Origin of the sequence: Nocardia rhizosphaerae, from assembly GCF_042650365.1 — a bacterium.
Taxonomy (GTDB): domain Bacteria; phylum Actinomycetota; class Actinomycetes; order Mycobacteriales; family Mycobacteriaceae; genus Nocardia; species Nocardia rhizosphaerae.
Genome location: NZ_JBHSBA010000009.1, coordinates 128,017 through 139,370 on the forward strand (window position 1 = coordinate 128,017; position 11,354 = coordinate 139,370).

General features: G+C 70.1%; 11 protein-coding genes. 4 read left to right on the plus strand and 7 right to left on the minus strand.

The genetic code is table 11. The annotated features are described in order from the left end of the window. Positions 1 to 217: 217 nt before the first annotated feature. The 3 genes from ptsP to ACFOW8_RS19505 are packed head-to-tail and all read right to left on the minus strand — an operon-like array spanning position 218 to position 3,493. Complete coding sequence (ptsP, locus tag ACFOW8_RS19495; protein WP_378552287.1) at positions 218 to 1,882, minus strand: phosphoenolpyruvate--protein phosphotransferase; 1,665 nt, start codon at positions 1,880 to 1,882, stop codon at positions 218 to 220. Continuing rightward, complete coding sequence (locus ACFOW8_RS19500; protein WP_378552288.1) at positions 1,882 to 2,142, minus strand: HPr family phosphocarrier protein; 261 nt, start codon at positions 2,140 to 2,142, stop codon at positions 1,882 to 1,884. Before ACFOW8_RS19500 ends, ptsP begins: the two co-directional genes overlap by 1 nt. Positions 2,143 to 2,146: 4 nt before the next feature. Continuing rightward, positions 2,147 to 3,493, minus strand: a complete 1,347-nt coding sequence (locus tag ACFOW8_RS19505; protein ID WP_378552289.1) for a PTS transporter subunit EIIC — start codon at positions 3,491 to 3,493, stop codon at positions 2,147 to 2,149. 228 nt (positions 3,494 to 3,721) lie between these two features. Between ACFOW8_RS19505 and ACFOW8_RS19510 the strand changes: the two genes are divergently transcribed. Both ACFOW8_RS19510 and ACFOW8_RS19515 read left to right on the plus strand, forming a co-directional pair. Beyond that, complete coding sequence (locus ACFOW8_RS19510; RefSeq protein WP_378552290.1) at positions 3,722 to 3,952, plus strand: glucose PTS transporter subunit EIIB; 231 nt, start codon at positions 3,722 to 3,724, stop codon at positions 3,950 to 3,952. Next, positions 3,949 to 4,404 carry a PTS sugar transporter subunit IIA gene (locus ACFOW8_RS19515; protein ID WP_378552293.1) on the plus strand — a complete coding sequence of 152 codons (456 nt, stop codon included), beginning with the start codon at positions 3,949 to 3,951 and terminating at the stop codon, positions 4,402 to 4,404. Before ACFOW8_RS19510 ends, ACFOW8_RS19515 begins: the two co-directional genes overlap by 4 nt. 30 nt (positions 4,405 to 4,434) lie before the next feature. On the opposite strand, the gene ACFOW8_RS19520 is transcribed toward ACFOW8_RS19515, so the two are convergent. Continuing rightward, positions 4,435 to 4,746, minus strand: coding sequence for a hypothetical protein (locus tag ACFOW8_RS19520; protein ID WP_378552294.1), 312 nt, complete (start codon positions 4,744 to 4,746; stop codon positions 4,435 to 4,437). Between the two features lie 157 nt (positions 4,747 to 4,903). On the opposite strand from ACFOW8_RS19520, the gene ACFOW8_RS19525 reads away from it, so the two are divergent. Then, positions 4,904 to 5,962, plus strand: a complete 1,059-nt coding sequence (locus ACFOW8_RS19525; RefSeq protein WP_378552296.1) for a class I SAM-dependent methyltransferase — start codon at positions 4,904 to 4,906, stop codon at positions 5,960 to 5,962. On the opposite strand, the gene ACFOW8_RS19530 is transcribed toward ACFOW8_RS19525, so the two are convergent. Both ACFOW8_RS19530 and ACFOW8_RS19535 read right to left on the minus strand, forming a co-directional pair. Next, positions 5,944 to 9,240: a DEAD/DEAH box helicase gene (locus ACFOW8_RS19530; RefSeq protein WP_378552298.1), complete on the minus strand. Its 3,297-nt coding sequence runs from the start codon at positions 9,238 to 9,240 to the stop codon at positions 5,944 to 5,946. The genes ACFOW8_RS19525 and ACFOW8_RS19530 overlap by 19 nt on opposite strands. Positions 9,241 to 9,361: 121 nt before the next feature. Then, positions 9,362 to 9,616, minus strand: a complete 255-nt coding sequence (locus tag ACFOW8_RS19535; RefSeq protein ID WP_378552299.1) for a hypothetical protein — start codon at positions 9,614 to 9,616, stop codon at positions 9,362 to 9,364. 131 nt (positions 9,617 to 9,747) lie between these two features. Here ACFOW8_RS19535 and ACFOW8_RS19540 point away from each other — a divergent pair, with 131 nt between their 5' ends. Beyond that, on the plus strand, positions 9,748 to 10,224 hold the full coding sequence (locus ACFOW8_RS19540) for a hypothetical protein (RefSeq protein WP_378552302.1): 477 nt from the start codon (positions 9,748 to 9,750) through the stop codon (positions 10,222 to 10,224). Positions 10,225 to 10,380: 156 nt separating this feature from the next. Here ACFOW8_RS19540 and ACFOW8_RS19545 read toward each other — a convergent pair whose 3' ends face one another. Beyond that, the gene (locus ACFOW8_RS19545) at positions 10,381 to 10,980 is read right to left on the minus strand and encodes a SanA/YdcF family protein (protein WP_378552304.1); all 600 of its coding nucleotides are present in this window, start codon (positions 10,978 to 10,980) and stop codon (positions 10,381 to 10,383) included. Between the last annotated feature and the right edge of the window lie 374 nt (positions 10,981 to 11,354).

Sequence of the window (11,354 nt, forward strand, 5' to 3'; positions counted from 1 at the left end):
TCGCCGATTTCTCTGGTGCCGCCGACTGGGCGGACGGACCCGCCCGAACCACGGCCCGCGCCCACCGGCCTCCACTTGACACCTGCCCGACGATCGCAACGCCCCCATGCGATGTCGGCACCGAGATACTTCCGCATGCGGCTGCGTCCGCGCCGGGGCCGGCCGGTGTCGCCCGCGGGCCGAACCGAGGCCCGACCCGCCCGCACCGGCATCCGCCTCATGCCCGCCCGACGATCGCCGCGACCGCTTCCCGCGCGAGCTGCGGGTTCCTGGCCGCGCACGCCGCATCGGCCGCGTCCCGACAGGTCTCGATATCCACCGCCGACAATGCCGCCCGCACCGCGGGCAGCGCGGGCACCGACATCGACAGGCTCGTCACCCCGAGACCGACCAGCACCGGCGCCAAGGTCGGATCCGAGGCCGCCTCGCCGCACACCCCGACCGACTTCCCGGCCGCGGTGCCCGCCGCACCGACCATCGCGATCAGGTCGAGCACCGCGGGCTGCCACGGGTCGAGCAAGTGCGCGAGCCCACCGGCCATCCGGTCGACCGCGCAGGTGTACTGGCTCAGGTCGTTGGTGCCGATCGAGACGAAGTCCAGCTGGGCGAGCAGATCGGCGGCCCGCAGCGCGGCCGCCGGGATCTCGATCATCGCGCCCACTTTGCGCAGGCCGGATTCCCTGGCGAGCGCGGCGAAGCCTGCGGCCTCGTCGGCGGTGGCCACCATCGGCGCCATCACCCACAGCTCGGCCCCGGTGGCCTCGCCTGCCCTGGCCAGCGCGGTGAGCTGGGTGGCGAGCGTGTCGGGGAACACCGTCCCGACCCGCAGCCCGCGCACCCCGAGCGCCGGATTCTCCTCGGTGCCGAGATCGAGGAACGGCAGCGGCTTGTCCGACCCGGCGTCGAGCGTGCGCACCACCACCCGGCGGCCGCCGAACTGCTCGAGCACCGCGGTGTAGGACGCGACCTGTTCGTCCAGGCTCGGCGCCGACGACTTCCCCAGGTACATGAACTCGGTCCGGAACAGCCCCACACCCTCGCTGTCGACCGGGCCCGCCTTCTCGGCGTCGTCGACGGTGCCGATGTTCACCAGCAGCTGCACCGGCGTGCCGTCGGACGTGCGTCCCGGCCCGCTGGCCGCCGCCAGCCGGGCCCGGTCGGCTTCGGCCTGTTCGAGCGCGGCCTGCTGCCGCATCGGGCTCGGGTCGATCACGACGTCGCCGGTGCTGCCGTCGAGCAGCACCGGCGCGTCCTCGATGAGCCGATCGGTATCGGGGCAGTTCACCACCGCGGGCAAGCCGAGCGACTTGGCCAGAATGGCGGTATGGCTGGTCGGCCCGCCCTCGGTGGTGAGCAGTCCGACCACGTCGCTGTCGCCGAGCATCGCGGTGTCGGCGGGCGCGAGATCCCGCGCGACAAGGACGAAGGGATACCCCGGCTCCGGGATGCCCGGCATCGGCTCGCCGAGCAGCACCGCGACGGTGCGCCCGCCGATATCGCGCAAATCGGTCGCCCGCTCGGCCATGTATCCGCCCAGCGCTTCGAGCTTGGCGCAGAAGCCCTCGAACGCCAGGTGCACAGCGTGCGCCGTCGGCATTCCGTCGGCGAGCTGCTTCTCGGTCGCGGCGACGATGCCGGGGTCCTTGGCCATCGTCGCCGACATCGACAGAATCTCCGCCGCGACCCCGCTCACCCGGCTCGCCCTGGCCTGCATCTCCTCGGCCACGCCGCCGAGCGCCGCCCGCACCCTGGCCAGTTCGTCCTCGACCGAGCCGCCGACGGGATCTCGCGGCGAGGTCTCGAGCTGCGATCCGAACCGCAACCAGGGCGCGCACACCACACCCTGGCTCACCCCGAGCCCACGGATCACCTGTTCGCCCATCAGGCGGCGTCCAGGTCCGAGGCCACGAGGGCGGCCAGGCTGTCGAGGACCGAGTCGTCCTCGGCGTGCAGGGTGACCTCGGTGCCGTGGCCCGCGCCCAGCGTCATCACCGCGAGGACGCTGGCCGCGTCGACCGGTTCGCCACCTCCCACCGAGATCCGCACCGGCACCCCGGTGGCCTGTACGGCCTGGGTGAATTTCGCGGCGGGCCTGGCGTGCAGCCCCACCTCGGATCCGACGACGACGGTGCGGGTGGTCATGGCCTCACTCACCTTCCAGTTTCTTGTCCAGCTTCGCCTCGGTCTCGGCGACCGAGGGGGCGTCGGTCCGAGTATCGCCGGTGGCGGCGAGTGCCGTCTCGGCTTCCACGGTGGCCGTGTCCGGCACTCCGGCCTCGACGTCGGTCTCCGCTTCCCGGCCCGGTGTGCGCAGGTTCCACTTCTTGATCACGAAGCTGAACAGCAGGTAGTAGATCACCGCGTAGCCGAGCCCGATCGGAATCAGCAGCCACGCGTCGGTCGCCTTGCCGAAGTTCAGCAGGTAGTCGATCGCGCCGGCGGAGAACGTGAACCCGTCGTGGATGCCGAGCGCGTTCACCAGGGCCATCGACGTGCCGGTCAGGATCGCGTGCACCACGTACAGCGGCCACGCCACGAACATGAACGAGAACTCCAGCGGTTCGGTGATACCGGTGACGAACGCGGTGAGACCGGTGGAGAGCATGATGCCGCCGACCAGCTTCTTCTGCGACGGGCGCGCGTTGCGCCAGATGGCCAGTGCGGCGGCGGGCAGCGCGAACATCATGATCGGGAAGAAGCCGGTCATGAAGGTGCCCGCGGTCGGGTCGCCCGCGAAGAAGCGGTTGAGGTCGCCGCGCACCAGCTGGCCAGAGGCGTCGGTGTAGTCGCCGACGAGGAACCACACGGTCGAGTTGAGGATGTGGTGCAGACCGGTCGGGATGAGCAGACGGTTGGCCGCGCCGTAGATACCGCCGCCGACCACGGAGTTGTCGGCGACCGTCTCGCCCACCCAGGTGAGCGCCGAGTTGAAGGCCGGGTACACGAACGCCATCCCGATGCCGACGACGAGTCCGGTGACCGCGGTCAGGATCGGCACCAGCCGCCTGCCGTTGAAGAAGCCGAGGAAGTCCGGCAGTTTCGTGCGATAGAACCGCTGCCACAGCATCGCCGAAAGCAGACCCATCACGATGCCGCCGAGCACGCCGTAGTTGATCAGCGCCTGTGCGCCCTTCGGGTCGGTCTTACCCGCGAGCACGATCGGTGACATCGCCTCGAACACGCCGTTGATCACCATGTATCCGACCACCGCGGCCAGTGCGGTCGACCCGTCTGCCTTCTTGGCCCAGCCGATGGCGATGCCGACCGCGAAGATCAACGGCAGCCAGGTGAACACCGCTTGGCCCGCCGCCGAGATCACCGCGGCGGTGCTCTCCATCGCCGAGAAGCGGCCGAGGAGATCGTCCTGGCCGATCCGCAGCAGGATGCCCGCGGCGGGAAGCACCGCGATCGGCAGCATGAGGCTGCGGCCGAGGCGCTGCAATCCCGCGAACACTTTCGATTCTTGCTTGGGGCTGTCGGTTACGGCAGTCATGTCGACCTTCTTCGTGCCGGGTTCCCGGCGGTCTCGGGCGAGCCGGACGAGCTCTCCGAGCCGGTCCGGGTGAACTATTGTGAACCGGTCACCCTGACGGGTACTGTCCGGTCAAAACCAGTTGTCAGTTTGACCAGGTGGCTGCCGGATGTCAACCGCGAAATATGACGTGGCGCACATTCGCGGCTCCCATACTGGTACCGGCAACCACGCGGAAAGGGAGAACACATGTCCAAAGCGGAAGCGATCGTTCAGGGTCTCGGCGGCGCCGAGAACATCGTCGAGATCGAGGCCTGCATCACCCGCCTGCGCACCGAGGTGAAGGACAGCGCCAAGGTCGACGAGGCCGCTCTCAAGGCCGCGGGCGCGCACGGCGTGCTCAAGGCGGGCTCGGTGGTGCAGGTCGTGGTCGGCCCCGAGGCCGACACCCTCGCCGAGGACATCGAGGACATCCTGTGAGCGTGCCCGTCCGCTCGCCGCTCGCCGGTGCCGTCGTCGCACTCGCCGATGTGCCCGACCCGGTGTTCGCCGGTCAGATCGTGGGCGCCGGCGTGGCGATCGACCCGGACCGCACCCGCGGCACCCTCACCGTCACCTCGCCCATCACGGGCAAGATCGTGAAGCTGCATCCGCACGCCTTCGTGATTCTGGGTGGCGGTGTCGGGGTCCTCGTGCATCTCGGCATCGACACGGTGAAACTGAAGGGCGAGGGCTTCGACCTGCTGGCCGCCGAGGGTGACGAGGTCACCGTCGGCACCCCGATCGTCGCCTTCGACCCCACCGCCATCGACGCCGCGGGCTATTCCCCGATCTGCCCGATCGTCGCGATGGACACCGCGAAGGACTCGATCACCAGCCCCGTCGTCGGCGCCACCGTCGACGCGGGCGCACCCCTGTTCGACACCCCGTAGTGGCGACCCGGCCGGCGCGTTGTGCGTGCGTCAGCCGGCTTCGCAGCCGATACCGTCGCCGTCGTGGTCGAGGCCGTACTCGTCGGGCCCGATCACCCGCACCTGCCCGGTGTAGACGGGGCCGTTACCGCCGCCACCTTCGCAGTCGACATCGCTGGCGATCGGCACGCACGGGTCGTACGAAGCGTGGCAGTTGTCGCCGGGCGGTGGTGGCGGTGGTGGGCAGAACTGGCTCGACCCGCTGTTACAGAGGAAATCGGTGAGCGGATCGGCGCCCGCGGTCGCGGGCAGGGCGATGGCGATGCCGATCGCGGTCGATCCGAGGACGGCGGCTGCTCTCATGACTACTCCGATCGTGGAACCCACCGGCCAGTGTCTCGCGAACGCGTGGCAAACCCGGCGGATAGAGACCGAATCGTTGAACCGCGCGCCCGGCCTGACCGTAGATCGCTACATGCGGGCCGCCCGGCCCGGAACCGCGCACTCGGGAGGATCGATCGTGAACACAGCGGAGCAGACAGGCGAGCAGTTCGCCGAGCGGTTGTTCGGCGCGGCGCTCGGCGCGGTCGACGTCCTGGCGATACACCTCGGCGATCGGCTCGGCTGGTATCAGGCGCTCGCCGAGCACGGCCCCGCCGACGCGCTCGAACTCACCGCGCGGGCGGGCGGAAACCTGCGCTATGCGCGGGAGTGGCTGGAACAGCAGGCCGCGACCGGCGTTCTGTCCGTCGACGCCGACGGCAGATTCGCCCTCCCCGCCGGCCCCGCCGAAGTACTCACCGATCGCGGCAGCCTCAACTATCTGGCCCCGCTGGCCCGCATGCTGGCCGGTGCCGCCGTGCAGCTGCCCGCGCTGGTCGAGGCGTACCGGCACGGCGGCGGCGTCGGCTGGTCGGAATACGGCGCGGACATGCGCGAATCCCAGTCCGACATGAACCGCCCGTGGTTCGAGCATCGTCTCGCCGCCGGCCTGGCCGGCGTTCCCGATATCCACGCCGTGCTGTCGGCGCCGAACGCCCGCGCGGCCGATATCGGTCCCGGCGGCGGCTGGTCGTCGATCGCCCTTGCCCGCGCCTACCCGGACCTGCTGATCGACGGCTACGACATCGACGAACCGTCGGTGGCCATGGCCCGCGCGAACGCGGCCGACTTCGGCGACCGCGTCCACTTCCATCACGCCGACGCCGCCACCGCCTTGCCCGCGGACAGCTTCGACGTGCTGTTCGCGTTCGAATGCCTGCACGACATGCCGCATCCGGTCGAGGTGCTGACCGCGATGCGCACGGCGCTGCGCCCCGGCGGCGCGGTGGTGATCATGGACGAAGCCGTCGACGGGGAGTTCACCGCACCGGCGGGCGAGGTCGACCGGCTGATGTACGGCTTCAGCCTGCTGGTCTGCCTGCCCGACGGCATGGCCCATCCCGGTTCGGCCGCCACCGGCACCGTCATGCGCGCGAGCACCCTCACCGAATACGCCGAGCGCGCCGGCTTCTCGGCGGTCGACATCCTCCCGATCGAGGATTTCGGTTTCTGGCGGTTCTACCGGTTGACCGTCTGACGAGCCTGTTCGGCCGATACCGGCCAGTGCGCGGCCAGCTGGTCGAAATACCGCTGGCTGCTCCACAACCGGTGATTGCCGATCACATACACCCGTCGCCGCGCCTGCGATATCGCCGCATTGAGCACATCGGGGTTGGCCGCCGCCCAGCGCCGGGCACCGCCTGCCGCGGGCGCGGTGCCGAGCACGAGCACCACCACCTCGGCCGAATTGCTGTGCGCCCCATGGACGGTCCCCACCTGATGGGTGGCGAACTCTGTCCCGAAGACCGCGAGCGCCACCTCCCGCGCGCCCTCGGCGACATCGCGGAACGGACTCATCACCCGGATGTCACCCGGCGCGACGCCGTCGCCGGCCAGTTCGTCGAGCAGCTCGGCCAGCGCCGCTCCCTCGCCGGGAATCCAGTTGCCCTCCGCCCGTGACGATCGCACATCGATCCAGCGATTCTGTCCGGGGAAATCGGGCCGGTCCGGTGTGCCGAACACCAGCAGATCGTCGTCGTAGGCCAGCCGATGGGTGAGCTCGAAGATCGGCAGGTCGCTGCGCCGATGTACCCGCAGGGGCGTCCCGACCCAGACCGGAGCCTGCGCGTCGGCCGGGGCCAGCCAGGTCCCGACCCGCACCGCGCGGTCGGCCGCCTGCCGGGCCGAGGCGAGGTCGGGCAGCCATTCCCGGTCCAGCCCGAACTGCCCGACCAGTGCCCGCTGTGCCGAGGTCGGCAGGATCCCGGACGGCCCGAGCTGCCGGTGATCCCCGACGATCACCGCTCGCCGCGCCCGCCACAGCCCACCGGCCACCGCCTGCGGTGCGGCGCGTCCGGCGTCGTCGACGAACAGCCAGCCGAGTGCCTCACGCCCGAGTCCGGCGAACAGCCGTGGCAGCACGGTGAATGTCGTCGCCACCATCGGCACCGCGAGGAACAGCGTCTGCCAGGCGGCCGCGACGGTCTCCGGTTTCGGTGCCTCGGCCAGCTCGCCCCTGATCAGCGCGATCGCGACGATCAGGTTGTCGCGCACCCGTGGCGCCGCACGCAGCAGGAAGGCACGGTGCAGCCGCAGCGCCGACAGGAACAGTTCCCGGCGCGCGGTCGCGTACTGCTCGTCGGCCCACGGATTGCACAGCTGGAACTGCGCGTCGTCGGCGGCGACATCGCCGAACGGAATGGTGTGCGACCAGTGCTCACGCGCCCGTTCGATCCGGTCGAGCGCCGCTGCCCTGCGCTCGGTCAGCGCCAGATGATCCCGGATCAGTCCGCGCCCGTGTTCGGCGGCGGCCGCCCACTGGTCGCGGGTGTAGTCGACCTCGGTCTGCCTGCGCCGCATCTCCGATTCGGCGATGTGCCGTTCCCGCATCAGGTCGTTGCTGCGCGCGCTCCACCGCCGCCCCGCCTGGAACCCGGTCGACAGCGAGGCAAGGAATTCCGGCTTCTGTCCGCCGTGCTCACCGAGTAGCTTGCCGACCCGATGGTGGGTGGCCTGTGCGGCCCGCAGATGTTCGGTCGCCAGCCGGTGCCGTTCGCGCCAGTGCGCGTGCGCGGTATCGGCATTGGCGATGTCGGTGGACAGCGCCGACAGGCTCGCGTTCATCTCCGGCAGGTCGGCGACGGCGTCGGCGACATCCTGCCGTTCCTGCGCCAGCCTGCGCACCTCGGCCTGCCGCGCCGCGAAATCACGCACCGCACCCGCCCATTCCGGCACCGAATCCGGTTCCGCTTCAGCCTGTTTGAGCAGGTCGAGCATGCCGCTGCTGGTCGCGCTGATCTTGTGTTCGGTGGCGAACCGGGTGCCGAACCAGAATCGTTCGCCGACGGTGCGGCGTCCCTCGCCGAGGGTCGCCGCGACCAGGCCCCACGCGGGCCCGTCGCCCACGAGTTCGGCGAGTTCGGCGAAATGGTCGATCTCGCAGTCCACCGCGTCGCGCCGCTGGATCTCGGTGACCACATCGGTCGCCGCCGCGTCGCTCCCGGTGGCGAGTACCACCTCGAACCCGGTGACCTCCGGTGCGAGGCGATGCGCCCCGACCGTGTAGTTCTTCGCGATGCGCACCTGTTCGACGACATCGGCGAACACCGTCAGCGGATCCTCGAAGCCGGCCAGCCGGGCGGCCCGCTCGACCACGATGCCTGCCAGCAGGTCACGCAGCATGGTGGTGGTACCGGTCCCCGGCGCACCGTGCACCGTGCAGATCCCGGCGCCGTCGCCCAGTTCGGCCATCGCCTGATCGACAGCGAACTGCTGCCCGGACACCAGCGGATCGCCCGGCCAGCGGCCATCTGGAATCCGTTGCGGGAGCAGCCCTTCGACGACCACGTCCTGCCGCTGCCGGACATCGACCCGCTGCTCGACAGGCAGCGCCTGCGTCGCGGCGAGGTAGTCCCGTAGCGCGGCGCCGATGTCACCGCGGTCCACCGCGTCCGCGAGTTGCGCCAGGTCGGCGCCGAGCCCGCCGTCGAGCCGGTCCTCGGCGGCGGTGCTGTCGGCATCGCGGGCCGCGACAGGCACGCACGCCACGCGGACCCCACCCGCGCGCAGCTCCGAGCGGATCCCCAGCGCCGCGCACAGTTCCCCGGTGAAGGTCTGCAGGTCGCGTCCGGTCAGCCGCGGCGCTTCCGGAGTTGCCTCCGGGTCCTGCGGCAGCAGTCGTTCGGCGAAGGCCAGCGCCGACATCCCCGCCAGCCCCGGCGAGACCATGCCGTCCGCTCCCGCCGCGAGCAACGACGCCCCGACTCCGCGGCCTGCCATATCCAGTGCGCGCCAGCGCGGCAACTCGGCGACCTGCTCGCCGCCGAGCGCGGCGTCTCTGGTCATGGTGTCGAACGCGGCGGTGAACGCCGCTGCGTCCCGGTCGAATCCGTCGGCCCAGCCCGGATCGGCCGGGCCGGGGGAGCGCAGCCGATTCACCGCCCACGCGAGCCCGGACAACCTCGCCGACCCGCCGACGACCACCCCGTCCTCGGTGAGGGTCACCGCGAACGCCGCCGTGGTCCCCGCGCGCCGAGCATCGGCAGGTAGCTCGTCGTCCCCGAACACCCGGACCAGCGCCTCCCGCGCCCGACCGAGGCCGAACAGCCCACCGAACACCACGAACTGCCACACCCACCCCGCGGGCAGGTCAGGCAGCGCCGACACTTCCTCCCATGGGGCGGGTTCTTCGGTGGCCAGCTCGACGACGACACCGTTCTCGCCCAGCGCCCCCACTTCCGGCACCCGCCGCGGACCGAACAACTCCACGGTCTGCCAGAAACGTACGAGCCGCGCGGCGTGCTCGGACCCACTCACGACGCACCCCAATCGGTCGGCCATCATGCTGACAACCCCGAACACGGTACGCGATCGCGATTGCCGTGGCATTTCCTCCCCGGTGGTCCCGTCCGCATCGACGGGACCATCGACGCAGGTCCTAGAGTTGCGGCAGGCACCCCGCGGCCCGCAGCCGCGCCGCCAGCGACGACGAGACCAGCGCACTCGACCCGCCCCCGCCGCCAAGCGCGACGAGCACATCACCGCCGAGCCCGGCCCCGAACGAGCATCCGAGCACATTCACGTCGATGAAGATGTTCTCCTTCTGCTCCGGCGACGCGGCCACCGAGCCCGCGCCGACGACGGTGGCTGCCATGACTGCCACCGCGATCCCCATTGCCTTGATGATGCGCACATACCCCCCTCGACGAGCGTTGATCGGCCCCGTGTCAGGACCGCCACAGTGGTTGACCAATCCGCGAGCACGGAAACGTCAGAACTGAAACCCGGTTGACCGAGCCGTCGGCATACCGCACGCTGACCCGCGTGGACGAACTGGACCGCGTCGTCGACCGTGTCGCGGTCAACGAGCTCCGGGACCTGAACCTGTCGATGGTGGCCGCCGGGGCGATCGCCCGCGGCCTCGATTCCCCTGCCCTGCTCGAGCTGGCCTGCCTGCACCGGAACGAGGGCCGCGACGTCCGCTCGCTCTTCCGTGTCGCGGTCGCCGAGCTCGGGCTGCTCGACGACACCGGGTCGGCATGGGCCGAGCGGGAATTCGTTGTTCGGGTACGGCGTGCGCAGGCTCAGGCCGAGATCCTGCTGGCGGGTGGTGGTGCGCCCACCGACCTCGTCGGCCGGATCGCTGCCGAACTGTACGTCCTCAGAGGCGGTTTCCTCGACGACGAATCCACGTTGGCGGGACCTGAGTGCGGCGAGCGGGTGTACGGTCTCGACTTCGCCTACGACTGTCTCACCGCCGGATCCCCCCGCTCGCGACACGCTGCGCGCACAGGTGCGTGAATGGTGCCGGGTTCTGGTCGCCGGGCCTCCGTGGCAAGCCCCGTAACCTCCCAGTGGCGTCGAGCAACGGATTACGCTCGGCTCCCGGAAACTTTCGACTTCCGAGTGCCTGCGCGCGTGGTGGCGGCGGAGGGCGCCGAGGTGAATCCGAGCCCGCTAGCCGAGCAGCATCGCCACCACAGCCTTCGGTGCGGCCAACCACTCCCTGACGGTGTTGCGCACCAAAGTCGACCGCCTGCACTCGCACCCCGCGACCACGCCGTCGGCCTCGATCCCCGCCGCCCGGCACCACGCGACCGCCCGCGGGAGATGCTGATACTGGCTCACGATGATGGCGCGCTCCACCCCGTACTCCGACCGGGCGCGCTCGCAGGTAGCCCTGGTCGACAATCCCTGCTCATCGGACCGCACGATCGCCGGGTCGATCCCATGTCCGGTCAGATACTTCGTCATCGCCGCGATCTCGTCGCCCGAGGTCCCGCCCGCGTCTCCGGACAACAGAATCCCCGCCGCCTTCCCGGCGGTCACCAATGCGACGGCCGCGTCCAAACGTCCGCGCAGATAGGCCATCGGCGTCCCGTCGGCGGCCACCTTCGCGCCCGGCACGATCACCACCGGCACGGCGGGCGCACCGGCGACATCGCTGCGATGCCCGGACGACAACACCCACAGTGCGGCGTTCGAGGCCGCCGCCACGACGACCGGCCCACCCGCCATCACCACTCCGGCCAAGACCAGCCGCTTCCGACTCCGCATCGACTTCACCTCTCTCGTCCGTTCCGCACGCCACCGACCCGACGTCGCCGGTGAAACGCCGTCTGACTAGGGAATTTGACATCGCAATTGTGGAGACGTAAATTAATTCAGGTCAGAGCGACACGGACACCGACCCGGTACCGAGTACCAGGGAAAACGAGGTTGGACGATGAGCGCCGACAATACCAGTAGTAAGGCTCATGCCAGCCGGATTTGCTTCCGGTCGAGTGTGTGAGCTAGGTTTGAACCCTGCCTGGCGGAACCCCCTGCGAATAGTTGTGGGTGTTCTGCTTGTGCGTGTGTTCTTTGAGAACTCAATAGTGTGTCGATGAATGTCAGTGCCAATATTTGTATTGGTTCCGCTTCTCATACCC

Excerpts from the sequence above, each read along its gene's own strand:
- ACFOW8_RS19500 (WP_378552288.1), bottom strand. The coding sequence starts at position 2,142 with ATGACCACCCGCACCGTCGTCGTCGGATCCGAGGTGGGGCTGCACGCC.
- ACFOW8_RS19505 (WP_378552289.1), bottom strand. The coding sequence starts at position 3,493 with ATGACTGCCGTAACCGACAGCCCCAAGCAAGAATCGAAAGTGTTCGCG.
- ACFOW8_RS19545 (WP_378552304.1), bottom strand. The coding sequence starts at position 10,980 with ATGCGGAGTCGGAAGCGGCTGGTCTTGGCCGGAGTGGTGATGGCGGGT.
- ACFOW8_RS19510 (WP_378552290.1), top strand. The coding sequence starts at position 3,722 with ATGTCCAAAGCGGAAGCGATCGTTCAGGGTCTCGGCGGCGCCGAGAAC.
- ACFOW8_RS19520 (WP_378552294.1), bottom strand. The coding sequence starts at position 4,746 with ATGAGAGCAGCCGCCGTCCTCGGATCGACCGCGATCGGCATCGCCATC.
- ptsP (WP_378552287.1), bottom strand. The coding sequence starts at position 1,882 with ATGGGCGAACAGGTGATCCGTGGGCTCGGGGTGAGCCAGGGTGTGGTG.